We start from the raw sequence: 19,842 nt of genomic DNA on the forward strand, positions 1-19,842 counted from the left end.
AACGGACATAATTGTCCGTTTTTGTCTATCCTATCTTGGCTTGGGAGGTCCGGTGAGTAAAATCTTCTAAAAAATCTTTTATACTATCAACATCAAAGGGTTTAGCCATACAACAAAGCGCGCCCTGTTTCTGTGCCTGCAGGATAGTATCATCAGAGCCGTAAGCCGTCATGATTACCACCTGGGTATCGGGATACATTTTTTTTATTTTACTCAGTGCCTCCAATCCACCCATTAAAGGCATACGCACATCCATAAAAACAAGGTTGGGCCTTATGGTACGCACCTTTTCAACTGCTTCAAGGCCGTTTTGGGCTGTGTGTACCCGGTGACCAACTTCCCTAATTACAATATCCAGTAAATAACGGACCCCAGGGTGATCATCAACAACCAGTACATCCATGCAACGAGTTTTTGCTGCCGATGAATTGGCTGCTGGTAGATCATCAACGACCATTATATCCATGCAACTTGAGCCCATAATATGCCCGCCCCCTATTTATGCAAATTATGACATTTATATGTTTTACAGTATATTTATACCAAAATCATATTTAATTATCTTCGACATGCTTTAGTATAATCCTTCTTTTCCATAAACAAAATTTTATAATTTTTTTATTTAATGGTTATTGCTTACTTTAATTAACTTTCCTCCAATATATACCCCATTAACAACAGTACCTAAATAAAACGGGTGACCGCTTAATAATACTATATCTGCATCTTTACCTGGTGCGATGCTGCCAATACGTTCTTCTAAACCCAGCACCCTGGCTGCACCAATGGTAATGGCGCTCATGGCCTGTTCTTCGGAGAGTCCGCCGCGGGTAGTTAACCCGGCGGAGATAAGCAGGTATTGTACAGGAACCACCGGGTGGTCGGTCATAATGGCAAAGCTTACGCCTCTGGCGGCCAATGCCGCTGCGGTTTTTAGCGAACGCCCCATCAGTTCAACTTTTGCCCGGTTAATTAATACCGGACCAACCACGGCAGGCACGCCTGCAGCAGCCAGCCTGTCCGCTACCAGATGGCCTTCGGTACAATGCTCAATAACTAAACGAAGGTTAAATTCGCGGCCGATGCGCAGTGCGGTCATAATATCGTCAGCCCGGTGGGCGTGCACACGCAATGGTATTTCGCGTCGTATTACCCGTGCTACGGATTCGAGTTTTAAATCCTGCTCCGGGGGTTCTGTTTTACCGGTAAGTGCCCTGGACTGTTTTTCCAGGTACTGCTGGCCGCGTACCAAAACGTCCCTTAACAAAGCCGCTGAAGCCATTCTGGTTACCGGTGTTTTTTTGTTAGGCCCATATACACGCTTAGGGTTTTCACCCAGGGCGGCCTTAAGGCCCACAGGACAACTGACCACCATATCGTCCACCACTGAACCACAGGTCTTCATTGCCACCATTTCCCCGCCTAATATATTGGCACTGCCGGGGCCGGTAACTACGGTGGTAACCCCTGCATGCAACGCGTCTTGAAAGGCCAAATCCATTGGGTTAATGGCATCTAAAGCTCGTAAGTGCGGCGTGATGGGGTCGGTTATTTCATTTAAGTCGTCCCCTTCTTCGTATATCTCTTCCAATATACCGAGGTGAGTGTGGGCGTCAATAAAACCGGGTACGACCACCATACCTGCTGCATTATATATTTCAGACCCGCAGGGGATGGCAAGGTTTTCTCCTACAGCGATAATTTTTCCGTCATCGATAAGCACAGTCCCCTGCCGCAGGCGCGGTCCGTGCATAGTCCAAATTTCTCCATTTACGATCGCCTGCAAATTATCATCTCCAACATAATGTATGTTTCCACAGTAGCTGTTTTTTTCCCTTTAATTATGCGTAATTTTTACTCGACAAATAATGCCTGCATGCTTCAATAAAAGCAATAAAGATACTTAATATGAAAGAATATTTACCGTACATATTTTCGGGATGAAATTGTACTCCCAGTATAAAGTTTTTATCTCCCTCGCCTTCAATTGCCTCAGGTACTTTATCCCCGGCAAAAGCTGATACTAACATGTTTTGGCCTAGTTTGTCAATTATTTGGTGATGAAAAGAATTCACTCTGATATTATCCTGATTTAAGATACGCTGTAATCGTGTACCCCGGATTATATTGATATGGTGGGTAGGATACCAGCGTGGAGCTTGTTGCATATGCTGTAGGGGCCGGTTGATGTTCAGGCTTATATCTTGACAAACGCTTCCCCCTGCAGCAACGTTAAGCACCTGCATACCCCTGCAGATACCCAGTATAGGAATACCAAGCTTTAAAGCCAAACCGGCCAGCCGTATTTCAAACATGTCTCGCAAAGGGTCAATATAGCCGTTTACCGGCCAAGGCTCTTCGCCAAAAAAAAATGGGTCGATGTCACCTCCGCCCGAGAGAAGCAAACCGTCCAGCCTGGCCAGTATATGCCCAGTATGCTCATCGTTTAAGTATGGTATGAGCAGAGGCAACCCGCCGGCTGCCTGAATTGCCTGTACATAGTCCTCACCAATGGTGTACCTATTTGTAGTTTCATCATAATTGCACGTAATACCTATTAATGGGTACATCAGTTAGCCCCCTTCCCTTTATAAACTATATGGGAGGAGGGACATTTTTTTGCACCCGGTACAAACTTAATTTTGTGTTCAATATAATAAAGCCGTAACCTGTTTCAGGTTTCGGCTTTATATACCAAAGATATGTATTACTTTATGCATGCTAAACATCATATGTATGTATTAGATATCCACAAGACCCAAACTTATATCAACTGCCTGGTTAACCTTGGCCATCATATCGGTTTGTAGTGAAGTTACCTTTTCCAGCAGCCTGCTTTTGTCGATGGTACGGATCTGTTCTAAAAGAATAACTGAATTTTTGCCCAATCCATCTTTTTCAGCTGGGAGTTCCACATGCGTGGGTAGCTTAGCTTTTGATATCTGTGAGGTAATTGCGGCAACAATTGTGGTTGGACTGTACTGGTTGCCTATGTCGTTTTGTATTATTAATACCGGTCTCGTACCTCCCTGTTCCGACCCCACTACGGGGCTGAGGTCGGCGTAATAGATTTCACCACGGCGTATTTGCATTATCGCTTGCCTCCTGCCACAGACTCATCGAATACCGTCGCCACCTCGGATTCAAGTCTGTACTGTTCAACGGCTAGGGACAGGTTAATGGTAGCCATCTCCACATAGCCTTTTTTCATTTGTTCCCTTAATATCTGACGTCTTCGCTCGGCAAGGTAAAGCTTCATGGCCTCCCGGACAAATTCACTCCGATTTTGCTTCTCAGCCGCTGCAATGCAGTCTATCTCGGTTAGCAGATAATCCGGTAGGCTGATCATGATACGCTTTACTTGTGCCACCTGTAACAACCTCCAGTATACAAAATCTATATAAAACAAATATATATAATTATATACTCTTTATATCACCTTATGTCAACATAATCTTTTATTTTTCATCCTTCGCTGCCGAAGGTTGGCGAGAGAGGGCAATTTTACCTGTTCGCACCATTTCAACAATTCCTTGATGTTCTATGACCTGTGTAAAAGCATTAATCTTCTGCCCGTTTCCAATAACCTGGATGACCATCGTATCCTGGCCAACATCCACGATACTGGCGCGGAATATTTCAACGATATCCAGGATATCCCGGCGGGATTCCGGTCTTGCTTTTATCTTGATTAAAGCTAGTTCTCTTTCAATGGAATCGCCATCCTTCAACTTTGTTATCTTAAGCACGTCCACAAGTTTGGATAGCTGGTGGATAACCTGCTCCAGTTCTCGCTCGTCCCCATTTACCACAAGGGTAATTCTGGAGACATCAGGTTCTTCGGTATAACCGGCGGCAATACTTTCGATATTAAATACCCGCCTGTTTAATAATCCTGCAATACGAGCTAAAACGCCGGGTTTGTTTAAAGCTATCACTGCGAGCGTATGAGTCATACGGTTTTTCCTCCCTAGTTTAGTTAATTGGATTATAGCAAACTTACCCCAGTCTAACGGTTACTGAGTGCACCCAACTAGCTAATTATTATTGGTTAAAAACATTTTAACACATGTAAGCAGCCAACCCAAATATTATTTGGCAAAAGCAATAGAACACAAAACAGGCCTGACTTAGCAGACCTGCTTATGTAATTTTATGCTACTTAAAACTTGGAAAGGTATTGCTCCAGCTCCCAGGGATGCACATGCTGCCGGTAGTTGTCCCACTCAATACGCTTGGCTTCCATAAAGCGCTGCATGACATGCTGGCCAAGGGCATCAGTAATAACCGGGTCAATAGACAATTGGTACGTGGCATCATTCAGGCTTTCGGGCAATATCGCTATGCCCAGTTCAGCGCGTTCCTCAGGCGTCAGTTCATATATATTGCGGTCACAGGGTGCAGGTGGTTCTATCTTGTTTTTTATACCGTCAAGTCCGGCCTTAAGGCATACCGCCAGAGCCAGGTACGGGTTGCAGGACGGGTCGGGGCTGCGCAGCTCAATACGGGTAGATTGTCCACGCTTGGCCGGTACCCTAATTAACGGGCTGCGGTTGCGGTAAGACCAGGCCACGTATACGGGCGCCTCATAACCTGAAACCAACCTTTTATAAGAGTTTACGGTAGGATTGGTAATAGCCGTGATGGCTGGAATATGCTTCATTATTCCCCCAATATAATAAAGGCAATCCTGGCTGAGCTTGTTCGGTGTACCGGGATCATAAAAGGCATTGGTACCGTTTTTCATCAGCGACTGGTTTAGGTGCATTCCCGATCCGGCTATACCAAAAACCGGCTTGGGCATAAAAGTGGCGGCTAATCCATGTCGCTGGGCAATGGTACGCACCACAAACTTAAAGGTTACCACTTTATCGGCTATATCCAGGGCATCGGAATACTTAAAATCAATTTCGTGCTGGGCCGGTGCCACCTCGTGATGGGAGGCTTCAATTTCAAAACCCATTTGCGACAAATTGAGCACCATATCCCGGCGAGCATTTTCACCCAAGTCAACAGGAGTCATATCGAAATAACCGGCCCGGTCATGGGTAATGGTAGTAGGCCTGCCGGCCTCATCAACGTGAAATAAAAAAAATTCAGCTTCAGGACCAACGTTCATTGTATATCCCATTTCCGCCGCTTCAGCAATAGCCCTGCGCAAAACATAACGCGGGTCGCCGATAAAGGGTGTACCATCGGTATTATATATATCACAAATTAGCCTGGCTACTGCGCCGTCCCGAGGTTTCCAGGGGAATACTACAAAAGTTGAAGGATCGGGATACAGGTACATATCGGATTCTTCAATGCGTACAAAACCTTCTATTGATGAACCATCAAACATTAATTCATTATTCAGGGCTTTTTCTAATTGCTCTACAGTGATGGAAACATTCTTTAACACACCAAATATGTCTGTAAACTGCAAACGTACAAATTTAACACCGTAATCTTTTACCATAGTGCGCACATCATCGCTAGTAAATAACGGCACCGTAAGTCACACCTCTCTTTTTCAAGCTAAGAGGCACAATGAGTATACCAATATAATGAAGTTACTAAAAAAACCCACACTGACAGAATTTGCTAATAACTGCCAGGTGGGCTTCATTGCCCTTATTTATGATACGCCATTGTACCGTAAAATATTTTTTAGTTTTTAACTGCCTGAATTTATCTGACTGTTTGTGTCAACATATTTTGTATTACTAATAATTGTATTACTAATAATATTAACAGGCTATGACGGTACCAATTAACTTCTTGCTGAAATAAATTATATGCTAAAACATATTTTAGCACAAGCATGTCAATATGTCAGTATTTTTGCTACTTATTTAATGAATGGGCCATTATAACCGCTTCAGCCACCAGGCGTATGCTTACTCGCTTGTTCATGCTCTGGCGTTGTATGCGTTTAAAGGCTTCGGCTTCAGTTAGTCCCTGGGTTTCCATCAATATACCCTTGGCCCGTTCCACAATTTTTCTGGTTTCCAGGGTTTCCTGCAAATCCTTAATCTTTTCCTCCAGAGCGGCAATCTCGTGATAATTTGCTATGGCCAACTCTACCGCCGGTAATAACGACATTTCCCCCAAAGGCTTGATTAACAGAGCAGATACCCTTGCTTCCTTGGCCTGCTCTAATATGACCTGCTCATCGGAGGTGCTGGTAATAATAACTGGTGCCAGTTTATCTTCGTGTACTATTTTAGCCACCTGCATCCCGTCCATACCCCCCGGCAGCGCGGCATCGATAATAAGCAGATCAGGTTCTCTGCTGCGCACCAGTTTTATCGCGCTCAGGCCGTCACCGGCCTCTCCCACCACCCAGTGGCCATACTTGGTGAGCATCGCCTTTACATTTTTTCGCCATACATTATCTGCATCGACCAGTATTACCCTGTATTCACCCATGCAGGCTGCCCCCCATATAAAGAAATAAAAATGCCCGTGTAGTTATACAATCAACTACACAGGGCAACCATTGCCATTATTGGACACGTCATTGTATCCTGATATTTTTTTTAACTCAAATAAATTATATCAATAATTTTTGGAAAAGCAATGATTCATGTTTTCATAATGCGAAAACTTCTTTATACTTAAACGTCTACACGATCCCCTGTGCCATCATAGCATCGGCGACTTTCAGGAACCCGGCAATGTTAGCTCCGGCAACGAGGTTGCCTTCCATGCCGAATTCTTTAGCTGCCTCACTTGCACTATTATAAATACCGATCATAATATTTTTCAGCTTGGCATCTACTTCATCGAAGGTCCAGGAATATCTCATGCTGTTCTGGGACATTTCCAGCGCTGAACATGCAACACCGCCGGCATTGGAAGCTTTGCCGGGGGCATAAATCGTCTTGTTGGCGAGAAATACCTCAACAGCTTCAGGAGTCGACGGCATATTAGCGCCCTCGCCAACTGCAAAGCAGCCGTTCTTAATCAGAGTCTTAGCAGCTTCCCCATCCAATTCGTTTTGCGTTGCACAGGGCAGAGCAATGTCACAGGGGACAGACCAAATATCACTATAGCCTTCATAATATTCGGCTGTTGGGTGCTCTTTGACATATTCGCTGATGCGTTTACGCTCAATTTCCTTAATCCGCTTTACTGTATCAAGTTTAATGCCGTCCTTATCATAGATATAACCGTTAGAGTCACTAAGGGTAACCACCTTGGCGCCGAGCTGCTGTGCCTTTTCGGTGGCGTAGATAGCAACGTTACCGGAACCCGATACAACTACGGTTGCTCCGTTAAAGGATTTACCCCGGGCTTTGATTGCTTCATCCATGAAGTAGACCAAGCCGTAACCGGTGGCCTGTGTCCGCACTAAGCTGCCGCCAAAAGTCAGGCCTTTACCGGTCAGAACTCCCTCGTACAGGCCGGTAATTCTTTTGTATTGTCCATACAAATAGGCTACTTCACGACCACCGACTCCGATATCCCCGGCAGGGACGTCGGTATCGGCGCCGATATGACGATAAAGTTCAGTCATAAAGCTTTGACAAAATCTCATTACTTCATTATCGGACTTGCCTTTAGGATCAAAGTCACTGCCGCCTTTACCACCACCAATGGGTAGTCCGGTTAAAGAGTTTTTAAAAATTTGTTCAAAGCCCAGGAATTTAATGATCCCGAGGTAAACGGACGGGTGAAAGCGCAGACCGCCTTTATATGGCCCGAGAGCGCTGTTGAATTGCACCCGGAAACCGCGATTGACTTGCACATTGCCCTGGTCATCTACCCAGGGTACACGAAACATGATTACTCTCTCAGGTTCAACGATTCTTTCCAGAATTCCGGCTCTCTCGTATTCCGGGCGTTGAGCGATAACCGGCTCAAGAGATTCTAAAACCTCTTTCAGAGCCTGATGAAATTCAACTTCACCCGGATTGCGCTTAATCGCTTGTTCGAGAACGTTTTGTACGTAGGACATTGTATAAACCTCCTAAATCTTGGTTTAGATTTAATTGCTTTGATAATGTTCTTGTTGTTTCAGCTCGCCATCTTTCTAAAGAGAGAGTCTTAATTTGACATTTAAGTATAGTTGGTTAATAATTTATATAGTTGAAGTTCAGTCTTTACCAAATGACATTCTAGCTTACAGCTTCCTTGATAAAATAGAAACAACTTTCTTATCGTGAAATATATTATCACACTGCAACAAAAAAGAAAAGTTTTTTGGGTAAGCTATTAAGATAAAATACATAATACATGAATGTTTACGCAAGTCTTAGACTGCATAAATACCTTGACAGCTTCTCTGTGTTCTGTATACAATTTTGAAAAGCTATTTTAATATTAAGGAGATTTGATGAAAATGGCTAAACAAGGAACCAATGGTGATGATGCAAAAACAGTTCAGGCAGTAGACAGAGCTCTATTTATTCTAGAAACCTTGGCCGATGCGGGTGAGCCCATTACCATTACGGAAATAGCACAAAAAACAAACCTTACCCTGGGAACTGCCCACCGGCTTCTATATACCATGATACAGAGAGGTTTTGTCGAACAAAACACTGAAAACAGCAAGTACCGGCTGGGGATAAAAGCTTTTCAAGTTGGCAATGCTGCAATTTATTTCAAAGATTTGCGTTCCATCGCCCGTCCTGTCATGGAAGAATTGCAGCAAAAATATAATGAAACGGTTAACTTAGCCACTTTGGACGATTCCGAGGTGGTTTATATAGATCAGGTCGAATCAACCAATATGGTGCTGGTCAGGATGTTTGCCCGTACAGGTAACCGTGGTCCTGCCTATTGTACAGGTTCCGGTAAGGTTTTACTTTCCGCTTTACCCCAGGACAAACTGGAAAATTTAGTCTACAACATGAATTTAAAGAAGTTTTCCAATGAAACCATTACCGATCCGGAACTGCTTTTAAAAGAGCTTATCAGGGTAAAACGGGATGGATATGGTTTGGACCTTGGAGAGCGAGACGAAGAAGTGCGGTGCGTGGCGGCGCCGATTAATAACTATGAAGGTAAAGTTATAGCGGCGTTGAGCATTTCGGGGCCCAGTATCCGTATCACCACACCTTTTATCAAGAATGAACTGGTGGATGCTGTAAAGAATGCCGCTAATAAAATATCTATTCAGTTGGGCTATAACGGGAAGTAATGGCCTCAGACACCTGTATTTTGGGAGCATGGTCGTTTTTTAGACCAGGCTCCTTTTTTATTTGCGATACACATCTTCATCTTTCCATCCCCTCCCATAATAAATACTCAAGAGGTCAAATAATTCCGATTGATTACTTATCACAGCAAACAAAATATCTTTCCATATAATGAAATACGATAATCCCGCACTGTGTATGCAATTTTTTTTGATAATGCGTGTAAAGTTATGAAAATTTCATATCGTGAAACCATATTCTATTGACTGACTAACCAAGAAAAGTTAGAATAACTTCAACAAAGTGAAATACAAAGGGGTCAGGCTTAAACTTTCTTAAACTAACTGCAACATTTGAATATATAAATATACCTTCTTTCCTTCTTCTTTCATCATAATTCCAGAATACCCCGCACCTGCAATCGGGAATTTTATTTGTCGACTTGTCCAAAGGAGGTGCGCTATGAACATCGACAATAAGATAAGCACGGGCCTGAAAGGTTTAGACCGGGTCATCGACATGCTGCGACCGGGCGATAATGTGGTATGGCAAGTAGATTCGGTTTCAGATTACCGGAAAATCGTTGAACCCTATGTAGCTCAGACCAGGCTGGACCAAAGAAAGCTGGTTTACGTTCGTTTTGGCAGCCATGCGCCGCTGCTGGAGGACAGCCCGGAGGTTAAAACTTATTCTCTGGAAACGCAAAGAGGCTTTGAAAGCTTTGCTACAGCGGTACACAAACTGGTTGAGCAGGAAGGCCCCGGAACCTTTTATGTTTTTGACTGTCTGAGTGATTTATTGGCGTACTGGTATTCCGACTTAATGATCAGTAATTTTTTCAAAGTGTCTTGTCCGTTTCTGTATGAACTGGACACCATAGCTTATTTTGGCATCATACGCAATGTACACACTTACGACACCATTGCGTGTATCCGTGAGACAACACAGCTGCTGCTGGATTTATATCAAGTAAAGAACCAATATTATATCCACCCCCTTAAAGTCTGGCAGCGTTATTCGCCCACCATGTTTTTACCGCATTTGATTCAAGGTCAAGATGCTGTCTGCATCACGGCCAGTTCCGAGGCTGCCGAGCTGTTCTCCAGCATTAACTGCGGTGAGGAAAGGCCGGATTACTGGGATGTTATTATTAACCAGGCTAAAGATGCGCTTGTTTCCGGGCAAAAAGAGCAGGAAAAAGTCAAAAGGCTTTTAATGACTATGCTCATTGGCAACGAGTCCAGAATGTTTGAGCTGTGCGACCGGTATTTCAATTTAAGGGACATTTTAGACATTGCAGCCAGAGAAATTGGGTCGGGCTTTATTGGCGGTAAAAGCGTAGGTATGCTCGTGGCACGGAAAATTCTGTTGCTGGAGGGTCATGGTCGCTTTGAACCCTTTTTAGAATCCCATGACTCTTACTATCTGGGAGCGGATATTTTCTATACATATCTAGTGCAAAACGGTTGCTGGAAGCTGCGCGCCAGGCAGAAGACGAAAGAAGGCTATTTTAAATACGCGCCTGAATTGAGGGAAAGAATTTTAAACGGCAAGTTTTCAAAAACTATGCGGGAAAAGTTTATGCGCATGCTTGAATACTTCGGACAATCACCTATTATTGTACGTTCCAGCTCCCTGCTGGAGGATAATTTCGGCAATACCTTCGCAGGGAAATATGAAAGCGTGTTCTGCGTGAATCAGGGTACACCCGAAGAGCGTTATGCGGCCTTTGAACAGGCGGTCCGCACTGTTTATGCCAGCACTATGAATGAGGACGCGCTGGCTTACCGGATGAACCGGGGACTTTTTGAGCATGACGAGCAGATGGCCATCCTGGTGCAGCGGGTGTCCGGTGATTATCATGAGGAAAAATTTTTCCCTCATGTGGCAGGGGTGGGCAACTCCTCCAGCCTTTATGTCTGGGACAAAAGCATGGATATTAACGCAGGCATGCTGCGCCTGGTCTTTGGGTTGGGCACCAGAGCGGTGGAAAGGACATTGGACGATTATGCCAGAATTGTTGGTCTGGATAATCCTTTACGCACTCCCCCGGTAAATTGTGAGGACAAAAAGAAATTTTCACAGCATTATGTAGATGTGCTCTCCTTGAAAGAAAATGCCTTAACAAGCCATAGCTGGGATGAGATTGTTAATGATGATTTTAAAGCAGATAAAAATCTGTTTGCCTCTTGGGACCACCAAACAGCCGGCCGCCTGCGCGAGCTTGGCTATACCGGCAAGCATTCGGCATATGTCCTTGATTTTTATAAACTGCTTAAAGATACTGAATTCCCGGGACTGATGCGGGATATGCTGGCACTGCTGGCCAGGGTTTATGATTACCCGGTAGACATTGAGTTTACAGTAAACTTATCGCCGGACAACCGTTTTAAAGTCAATCTTCTGCAATGCCGCCCGCTAAAGACCAGAGGCCTGGGAAACGCGGTGCAAATACCGGAACTGGGAGACGGGCAGGACTGTTTTTTCTCTGCTCGGGGTAATTTCATGGGCGGTAATGTGCGTTTGCCCATTGATTTTGTGGTTTATGTAGGTGCGGAGGCTTATGCGGAGCGTAACGAACAAAGCAAATGCGCGGTGGCCAGGCAAATTGGCTTGCTCAATATGGTGCTGAAAGGGAAAAACGTCATGCTGGTGGGCCCGGGCAGATGGGGCACCACCACGCCATCACTGGGTTTACCGGTACACTTTACCGAGCTGTGCAATATGTCGGTTATCTGTGAGGTGGCCTCCTGTGCAGCAGGATTTACACCCGAGCTATCCTACGGCACTCACTTTTTTCAGAACCTGGTGGAGGCGGGCATATTTTATGTGGCTATTTTCAACGGGCAGCATGGTGTTGTGTTTCACCCCGAACATGTCTTAAATAAAGAAAATTTGCTGGCGGCCCTTTTACCCCAGAGCATACAGTTTGCCGACGTAATCCATGTTGCCAGAACAGACGGCCTGGTGTTATTTTCAGATATTGTAACCCAGAAATTATTATGCAAACACATATAACATCGCCTCCGACATCATTTTATATCATCCGAGTGCTTGAATTAACAATTGCTTACATACAAAAGCCGGGCTAAACCCGGCTTAAAGTTTTATGGATAATACAAATTTTCATAACTCAATTCTGGCAATACCGTCAATCTTATCAAAATGCTTATCAAATGAGTATATCTCGTTTATTTCACGTTGCAGCATTTGACTGGCCGTAAATGCATCCGACCAATCTATTTTTTTATCCACATAAATATCCAAAGCGTTCAATGCTATGTCTTTGTCGGAAAATACCAACCCCTGCAAACTTAGTATTGCAGTGACCCATTCCCGAATATCTTCTCTTGTTTGTTTATAATATCCTTCAAGAATCCATATTATATCTGCCAAAATAATATCAGGTAAAAATACATCCTCGTTTCCTTTTTCTACTCTTTTGAGTAAATCTTCGGAATGCTTTGCCTGTTCAGGAATATCGTTAGTCAAATATCTCAGGATAACGTTGGCATCAATGGTTCTCACGATAACGAGCCTCCATTACCTGATTGCGGATAACTTTAAAGTCTTGTTCCCCATCAACCTTTACAACACCCCGCAATGAGGATATTCCCCTCTGGTTAGTGGGAACCAGTTTAACACCGTCTTCCAAAGGAATGATTCGTACATAGCTTGCTTTGTTAATATTATATTTTTGCCTGATCTCTTTAGGTAAGGTAAGCTGGCCCTTTTCCGATATTTTAGCAAGCGACATCTCGACCACCTCCTAAAGTTCTAACTTTACTATTATAGTATGTCATACTATTTAAAAAAGTAAATAGAAAACAAAATACTTTTCTTATGCATAACTTCTGAAATTATTTTATCTTATATCCAGTTGACGAACTGACCAACGTCAGAGACTCCAACCAATCATATTGCATCAATAATCCCAGCGTTGGGAAGGGCAGACACAAATGTGCCCCCCATCCCGTTAAATGTCAACATAGGCGAGAGCTGCTTCTGACACTGGACAGTACCACTCCGGCTAGACGGGACAAAACACTGTTTCATTTATTTACTGCAAAAGGCTCCCCAATGCGGTTGTCTCCGTAACGGGTTCCCGGCAGGCACGGTCCCGGCAAACATAGGCGGTAGCCCGGCCATCAATGGATTTTTGCTCCCGGGTAAAGGGTGCCAGTTTTTCAAGCTGTTCGCCCTCGGATCCGCTGCCTTCCCCTTCCGGCCGGTAGATGAGTACAGCGTTTGGGACATACTGCCGTTGGACCAGTTGGAGCATCTCCGTCACCTGCGGGTCGTTCATTTGACCGGTAATGACAATTTCGCTGGTCGGACCGCCGGCAAACAATAAGGCCGTCATAAAATATGCGTATACTCCGGGGTGCTCGGCAGCAGTTCCAGCAAAAGCTTTTATCTGGCACTCAGCTAATTCTTCCAGTTCCTTGTCCCCGGTAATGGCAGCAAGCTGCAGCAGATTGACGGCCATCACGGAATTACCCGAAGGCATGGCTCCGTCATAAATTTCCTTGGGCCGGGCAATCAACTGCTCGGAGTCGGTACCGTAGAAAAAGAACCCTCCGTGCTTTTGATCCCAGAACAAATCCCGCACCTGATATGTCAAGTCAATGGCCCTGCTCAGGTAAACCACCTGGAAGGTAGCCCGGTATAGCTCCAGTAAACCCCAAATTAAAAAGGCATAATCATCCAGGTAGCCGTTCAAACCGGATTCCCCGTCCCGGTAGCGGGCCAGCAGCCGGCCATCCTGTCTCTGCAGCTTGTTGCGGATAAACTGCTCCGCCTTTTCCGCCGCTTCCCGGCAGCGCACATCCCCAAGCACGGCGGCCCCCCGGGCCAGAGCAGCAATCATCAGCCCGTTCCAGGCCGTCAGCACTTTATCATCTTTAAACGGGTGTACCCTCTCGTCCCGGCGGGCAAACAGCTTTTGCCGGCTTTCCTCGAGCAATTTTTGCAATACGCCGGTTTCCATACCCAGTTTTTCAGCGTGTTCGTCGGGCAAGGAGGCAATTAAATTGGGTATGCTTTGCCCTTCAAAATTGCCATCCTCGGTAATATCGTAAACCTTGCAATAAATGTCCCCGTTTTCGCGCCCCAACACCCGGCGTATTTCGTCGGGGCTCCAAACGTAAAATTTCCCTTCTACCCCCTCGGAATCGGCATCTTCAGCAGAATAAAACCCTCCCTCGGGGTGAGTCATATCCCTCAGCACATAGGTGAATATTTGCCGGGCTGCTTCGGCATAAAAGTCCTTTTGCGTAGCCTGGTAGGCTTCTAAAAAGGCCAGAGCCAGCAAAGCATTGTCGTAGAGCATTTTTTCGAAATGGGGCACCAGCCACTTTTCGTCTGTGGAATAACGGGCAAAACCAAAGCCCACATGGTCGTTAATGCCGCCCCGGTAAATGGCCTGCAGCGTCTTTTGGGCTATATCAAGGGCTTCAGTTTCTCCGGTTTGCTTCCAGTAACGCATGAGAAAAAGCAGATTATGCGGAGTGGGGAACTTGGGAGCCGAGCCAAAGCCGCCGTATTGTTTATCAAAGGACCGGCGGAACTGGTTGTACGCGCGGGCGGTTACATCGGACAACGGCTTCTCTGCCGGTCGGCTGCCCGGTGTGAATTGAATCTGCTCGGTAATCATCTGACTGTCTTGAATGAGCTTATCCCGGTTGCCAGCCCACATATCGGCTACCTGTTCTAAAATATCCAGCAGTCCGGGCCGGCCCCAGCGAGAACGTTTAGGGAAATATGTACCGGCAAAAAACGGTTTTTTGTCCGGGGTCACGATTACCGTCAACGGCCACCCCCCCTGGCCGGTCAGAGCCTGGCAAACAGTCATGTAGATCTGGTCAATATCCGGGCGCTCCTCCCTGTCCACTTTTATGGCCACAAAACTTTTGTTCAGCACACCGGCCACTTCCAGATCCTCGAAAGATTCCCGCTCCATCACGTGGCACCAGTGACAAGTCGGTAAATTACACTCACGAATACCCAATAGACAGGAAAATGGGCTTATCTTCTTGTTTAGCCTTTTCAAAGGCTTCATCACCCCAGGGGAACCAATCAACAGGATTATGGGCGTGTTGTAAAAGATAAGGGCTTTTTTCGTTTATAAGTCTATTGGGTTTCTCTGTGAGTTTCATGGGCATCACCTCCTAAATAATATTGTGTTTCTAAAAAAAAAGATATCTTAAAAATATCTTTCTTACTGGTTTACTTCAAAAAATCGGGATTATAATATGGGATATATTGTTGCAGAAAGGTTATTAAGATAAGTCATCTACGAAGTGGTATTTATGGCCTATCTCCTTTTTTTATAATTAATTCCATAAAATTTTTTTGGGACCTTGCTGCAGAAGCGGCGGCTTTACTCATTATTTTGCGCAGATTTGGGTCAATTATCTCTGTTTCTACGAGGGCATAAGCTATTGCGGCCATTCTGGTATCTTTTTCATAGTCTTGAAGCATGTCCATGTCCGTAAATTTCATTTCTTTCACTCCAGTGTTATAGATTCATAATATTGTTGTAAAAGCCGAGCACTTTGCTTTAATAATTTGGCTTCATTTTCAAAAGCATTCTTTATTTCTGGGTCAACTGTGTTGCCGGCGTAAAAATCACATTTTCTAGCTGCAACTTGAGTTTCTGAAATCATTTTTACAAGGTACGCACCTTCTTTTATCCTTTGAACTGTTAAAGGATCAAATTCTCGTAATTGTGGCTGATTTGTGTTATTTGCATTAAATAAATTTAGCATTAAAAACGCCTCTTCTCTTTTTTATATTTAGAGTGTATGCTTACCAATAAAAATATACATTAAAGAACCAATTAAAGGTTTCCTTTAAAATCTTTAATTCCTGCCGATTGCATATTAAAAAAAGTATAATCATCCCCTCTTTTTACCTGGAGAGATTATACTTTTTCGTTAATAATTTTGCTTAAATTGCCGTTGGTACCGTTTATCTATATAGCACATCCTTACCTGATAGAGCCTTCATTGTCTCAGCCATACGTTCTTCATTGGATTCATCGATTTCCTTCAGATTGTCCAAGTCATCTTCAAATATTTTTTTATAGTGCTTCCTGTTTTCGATATCCATTATAAATTCCTCCTTAGTGTAATTGCTCTTTAGTTTGCCTGATAATTGTTACTATTAATCCCCGCAGGGGATTTGTTTATTCATTGTTTAGGAAGTGATTGCCAATGAGCTCGGAGGAATATACTGGAATTTACTTACTTGCCTGCTTGCACCGTACCGGTAAGTTTAATCGCTATTTGATCAGTTCCCTGGCCGGCGCCATACCCAATACCTTTCAGAGAATCGGTAGCCAAACCGGTATAAGCAGCAATACCGTGTTCATTAAGGTCCATACCCTCAAACTCCTCATCTCCCGATACGCGGATTCCTACCGCTGCCTTGAGCAGAGAAAACGCAACAAACGTTGCTCCGAAGGACCAGAGGGACACGCTCAACACCCCAAGAGCCTGCACCAACAACTGGTGGGTGCCGCCGCCAAATAAAAGCCCGCCCTGCTGGGCAAAGAGCCCCACCGCCAAAGCGCCCCAGGTGCCCCCTACCCCGTGTACCGCAATTGCGCCAACCGGGTCATCAGCCCTGATACGGTCAAAAAATTCCACCGCCAAAACCACCAGCATACCTGCCACAGCGCCAATAATAACCGCGCTGCCCGGGCCTACATAAGCCGTACCCGCTGTAATAGCCGCCAGACCGGCCAGAGCACCGTTGGCAGCCATACTGGGATCAGCCTTGCCATAACGCCGCATAGTAAACAATATCCCGGCGGTACCGCCGGCTGCTGCTGCCAGGTTAGTGGTAAGCGCTATACGAGCAATATTAAGATCGAGCCCGGAAAGTGAACTGCCCGGATTAAAGCCAAACCAGCCGAACCATAAGATAAATGTACCCAGGAAAGCCAGGTGCATATTGTGGGCCGGCAGGACATTTAAACTGCCATCCTTGTTGTATTTATCACGACGCGGCCCCAGTACCAGTACCGCAGCCAGCGCCGCCCAGCCGCCCACGGCGTGCACTGCCGCTGAACCGGCAAAATCCAGCATGCCCAGCTCGCTCAGCCAGCCTCCGGAACCCCAAACCCAATGTCCTGCCACAGGGTAAATTAAAGCCGTGCAGATTAAAGTGAAAACAATATAAGGACTGAACTTCATACGCTCAGCTACAGCACCCGAAATAATTGAAGCCACGGCCACGGCAAATGCAGCCTGAAACAGCCAGTATGCATAAATGGGCACACGCAGGTCAATATGCTCCAGGTTGCCGCCCAGGAAAAAACCACTGCCCCCAAAAATTCCCGCGATATTAATGCCGTACATCACCCCAAACCCGATAGCCCAGAAACCCAGCATCCCCACAGTGGTATCGGTAAATACCTTCATTACAATATTCAGCGAATTTTTAGCTCTGATGAACCCGGCTTCCAAAAAAGCGAACCCGGCTTCCATAAAGAAAACCAGTGCCGCGCAGAGTAACACCCAGACAGTATCGATACCGGCAGCTAAATCCTTAATTCCCAGTTCCATAATTCACACTCCCATAAAATAAATTAGGACACCTGTGTTATTAACCAACACGAGCGTCCTTGCCCTGAAAAACCCATCGATGGGATATTAGAAACCCATTTTGTGCGCCGCACCCAAAACCAGACTAACCGTCATGCCGTGTATACCTTAGTGTGAAAGTGAAAAAGCATTAAAAAAAGCCCTAACCCGTATAAAACACGGCAATCAGGACCTTCCTTGGTCGGTTTTTGATACAACCTTGTATCATTTTTATTACATTATATGTTTTATGTTCGAATTTAGCAATAGTTAGATAAATATTTAAATAAGTTATTGCAAATTAAATATCTATCTTCGCAACCAGTCTTGTTTGTAATATAATCTTAATATAATGAAACTTCACAGGTCAATGAAGACTTGAGCAAGGCAATGGTGCCCGGCATTCTCTTTTTATGAATGCCGGGCATTTTTATTTAAAAAAACCATTAAACGGGAGTGATCGATATGCTCATTGCATTGGCCCAGATAAACCCGGTGGTGGGTGATTTGGAGTACAACACCGGCAAAATATTGGAGTATATCAACAAAGCCGGCGCAGCACGGAGTGATCTGGTAGTTTTTCCGGAATTGGCTATAACCGGCTACCCGGCACAGGACCTGCTGTTGAACAAACAGTTCCTCGATGCCGTTGAAATTAAGCTGCAGGATATCTGTCGTGCCGTTGGTGATACCGGCGTTATCTTAGGCGTGCCCATGCGGGGCAACAAGGGGCTTTATAACGCGGCAGCGCTAATGTATCAGGGGAAATTGCGTGACGTGCAATATAAGAGTTTGCTGCCTGTTTATGATGTCTTTGATGAAAAAAGATATTTCGAACCTGCCGAAGTAAGAAAATGTATTGTTTTTAAAGGCCGCCGGCTGGGTGTAACCATTTGCGAGGACATCTGGAACGATAAAGATTGCTGGAACAGGCAACGGTATGCTATTGATCCCCTGGAAGAACTTGTACATCAGGGCGCCGAGATCATCATCAATTTGTCCGCCTCACCTTATCACTATGGCAAATATGCCCTGCGTACCGGCATGCTCGGCAAACTTGCCGCCAAATACCAAGTGAATATGGTTTATGTCAACCAGGTTGGAGGCAATGACCACCTGATATTTGACGGGTCCAGCGTGGTCGTTAATAAAGCAGGTTCCCTTTGCCAGCGATTAAATAAATTCACCGAGGATTTTGCGTTGATTAATACCGGTGAATTAAGTAAAGGTGAATTCAATGAAACCGGACAGGAGGATATTGGCTGGATTTACGAGGCGCTCCTGTTGGGTACCCGGGACTACCTGTTTAAAAATGGTTTTGGCCGGGCGCTGGTGGGTTTGAGCGGAGGTATAGATTCATCGGTAACCGCGGCCATTGCCGCCGCAGCCCTGGGTACGGACAACGTGGTGGGCGTATCCATGCCATCCCGCTACTCTTCCGAGGGGAGTAAGGACGACGCCTATTTACTGGCCGAAAATCTTGGTATCAAATACCGCCAGCTACATATTGATAATATCTTTAAGGCTTACACTGAACTTTTCAACCCGGAAGGCCGCCCCATTATGGATCTGGCGGAAGAAAACATTCAGGCCCGCATCAGAGGCAATATACTCATGTTTATCTCCAACCGCGAAGGTCAGATGGTTCTGACTACAGGCAACAAGTCGGAGATGGCTATGGGCTACAGTACAATATACGGAGACATGGCCGGGGGATTAAGCGTCCTCGCGGATGTGCCCAAGGTAATGGTTTACCGGCTGGCTGAATATATAAACCGGGAAAAGGAGGTTATCCCCCGGAACGTAATCAGCAAACCGCCCTCCGCCGAATTGAGGCCCGACCAAAAAGATGAGGACAGCCTGCCTCCCTACGAGGTGCTGGATCAAATTCTCAAAGCCTATATTGAGGATATTAAACCCATTGATGAAATTGTCGCTATGGGTTTTAACCGTGGACTGGTTCTAGATATAACGCGCCGGGTGGATACTGCCGAATATAAACGCCAGCAGGCCCCTCCCGGGTTACGGGTAACCTCCAGGGCCTTCGGACCGGGACGCCGCATGCCTGTTGCCCAGCACTGGCATATAAAATAATGAAGACCTTGGCCTAACCCGCCAAGGTC

The 19,842-nt window shown here is 45.3% G+C and carries 18 protein-coding genes and 1 pseudogene; 3 read left to right on the plus strand and 16 right to left on the minus strand.

All coding sequences use genetic code 11. The features are described from left to right. Positions 1-25: 25 nt before the first annotated feature. From SPSYN_RS07920 to gdhA, 9 genes are all read right to left on the minus strand, one after another. Positions 26-403 (minus strand): response regulator, encoded by a 378-nt coding sequence (locus SPSYN_RS07920; protein ID WP_161822245.1) that lies wholly within the window; start codon positions 401-403, stop codon positions 26-28. Between the two features lie 219 nt (positions 404-622). Continuing rightward, complete coding sequence (locus tag SPSYN_RS07925; RefSeq protein ID WP_161821921.1) at positions 623-1,786, minus strand: amidohydrolase; 1,164 nt, start codon at positions 1,784-1,786, stop codon at positions 623-625. A 55-nt stretch (positions 1,787-1,841) separates the two neighbouring features. Then, positions 1,842-2,570 (minus strand): gamma-glutamyl-gamma-aminobutyrate hydrolase family protein, encoded by a 729-nt coding sequence (locus SPSYN_RS07930; protein WP_161821922.1) that lies wholly within the window; start codon positions 2,568-2,570, stop codon positions 1,842-1,844. A 171-nt stretch (positions 2,571-2,741) separates the two neighbouring features. Continuing rightward, entirely contained in the window at positions 2,742-3,092 is a 351-nt protein-coding gene (locus SPSYN_RS07935) for a type II toxin-antitoxin system PemK/MazF family toxin (RefSeq protein ID WP_161821923.1), read from the minus strand. After that, positions 3,092-3,370 carry a CopG family ribbon-helix-helix protein gene (locus SPSYN_RS07940; RefSeq protein WP_202623765.1) on the minus strand — a complete coding sequence of 93 codons (279 nt, stop codon included), beginning with the start codon at positions 3,368-3,370 and terminating at the stop codon, positions 3,092-3,094. The genes SPSYN_RS07935 and SPSYN_RS07940 overlap by 1 nt, the downstream gene beginning before the upstream one ends. A gap of 88 nt (positions 3,371-3,458) precedes the next feature. Beyond that, positions 3,459-3,956, minus strand: coding sequence for an acetolactate synthase small subunit (gene ilvN / locus SPSYN_RS07945; RefSeq protein WP_161821924.1), 498 nt, complete (start codon positions 3,954-3,956; stop codon positions 3,459-3,461). Positions 3,957-4,162: 206 nt separating this feature from the next. Next, the gene (glnA, locus tag SPSYN_RS07950; protein ID WP_423828288.1) at positions 4,163-5,461 is read right to left on the minus strand and encodes a type I glutamate--ammonia ligase; all 1,299 of its coding nucleotides are present in this window, start codon (positions 5,459-5,461) and stop codon (positions 4,163-4,165) included. Positions 5,462-5,829: 368 nt separating this feature from the next. Further along, entirely contained in the window at positions 5,830-6,414 is a 585-nt protein-coding gene (locus SPSYN_RS07955; RefSeq protein WP_161821926.1) for an ANTAR domain-containing response regulator, read from the minus strand. A gap of 196 nt (positions 6,415-6,610) precedes the next feature. Next, positions 6,611-7,945: an NADP-specific glutamate dehydrogenase gene (gene gdhA, locus SPSYN_RS07960; RefSeq protein ID WP_161821927.1), complete on the minus strand. Its 1,335-nt coding sequence runs from the start codon at positions 7,943-7,945 to the stop codon at positions 6,611-6,613. 384 nt (positions 7,946-8,329) lie between these two features. On the opposite strand from gdhA, the gene SPSYN_RS07965 reads away from it, so the two are divergent. Both SPSYN_RS07965 and SPSYN_RS07970 read left to right on the plus strand, forming a co-directional pair. Next, positions 8,330-9,130: an IclR family transcriptional regulator gene (locus tag SPSYN_RS07965; RefSeq protein WP_161821928.1), complete on the plus strand. Its 801-nt coding sequence runs from the start codon at positions 8,330-8,332 to the stop codon at positions 9,128-9,130. 460 nt (positions 9,131-9,590) lie between these two features. Continuing rightward, the gene (locus SPSYN_RS07970) at positions 9,591-12,146 is read left to right on the plus strand and encodes a PEP/pyruvate-binding domain-containing protein (RefSeq protein WP_161821929.1); all 2,556 of its coding nucleotides are present in this window, start codon (positions 9,591-9,593) and stop codon (positions 12,144-12,146) included. Positions 12,147-12,254: 108 nt separating this feature from the next. Here the strand turns inward: SPSYN_RS07970 and SPSYN_RS07975 are convergent, their stop codons facing one another. The 7 genes and pseudogenes from SPSYN_RS07975 to SPSYN_RS08010 form a co-directional block, all read right to left on the minus strand. Continuing rightward, on the minus strand, positions 12,255-12,656 hold the full coding sequence (locus tag SPSYN_RS07975; protein ID WP_243152961.1) for a PIN domain-containing protein: 402 nt from the start codon (positions 12,654-12,656) through the stop codon (positions 12,255-12,257). Next, the gene (locus SPSYN_RS07980; protein WP_161821930.1) at positions 12,643-12,885 is read right to left on the minus strand and encodes an AbrB/MazE/SpoVT family DNA-binding domain-containing protein; all 243 of its coding nucleotides are present in this window, start codon (positions 12,883-12,885) and stop codon (positions 12,643-12,645) included. The genes SPSYN_RS07975 and SPSYN_RS07980 overlap by 14 nt, the downstream gene beginning before the upstream one ends. 303 nt (positions 12,886-13,188) lie before the next feature. Then, a pseudogene (locus SPSYN_RS07985) lies at positions 13,189-15,286 on the minus strand (thioredoxin domain-containing protein). A gap of 151 nt (positions 15,287-15,437) precedes the next feature. Next, positions 15,438-15,632, minus strand: coding sequence for a spore coat protein (locus SPSYN_RS07995; RefSeq protein WP_161821933.1), 195 nt, complete (start codon positions 15,630-15,632; stop codon positions 15,438-15,440). A gap of 5 nt (positions 15,633-15,637) precedes the next feature. After that, a complete protein-coding gene (locus SPSYN_RS08000; protein ID WP_161821934.1) occupies positions 15,638-15,898 on the minus strand; it encodes a hypothetical protein in 261 nt (86 codons plus the stop codon). A gap of 202 nt (positions 15,899-16,100) precedes the next feature. Beyond that, positions 16,101-16,241: a hypothetical protein gene (locus SPSYN_RS08005; protein ID WP_161821935.1), complete on the minus strand. Its 141-nt coding sequence runs from the start codon at positions 16,239-16,241 to the stop codon at positions 16,101-16,103. Positions 16,242-16,375: 134 nt separating this feature from the next. Continuing rightward, positions 16,376-17,701, minus strand: coding sequence for an ammonium transporter (locus tag SPSYN_RS08010; RefSeq protein WP_161821936.1), 1,326 nt, complete (start codon positions 17,699-17,701; stop codon positions 16,376-16,378). A 483-nt stretch (positions 17,702-18,184) separates the two neighbouring features. On the opposite strand from SPSYN_RS08010, the gene SPSYN_RS08015 reads away from it, so the two are divergent. Beyond that, a complete protein-coding gene (locus SPSYN_RS08015) occupies positions 18,185-19,813 on the plus strand; it encodes an NAD+ synthase (RefSeq protein WP_161821937.1) in 1,629 nt (542 codons plus the stop codon). Positions 19,814-19,842: the final 29 nt, after the last annotated feature.

Source organism: Sporotomaculum syntrophicum (assembly GCF_009932395.1).
GTDB lineage: Bacteria > Bacillota > Desulfotomaculia > Desulfotomaculales > Desulfallaceae > Sporotomaculum > Sporotomaculum syntrophicum.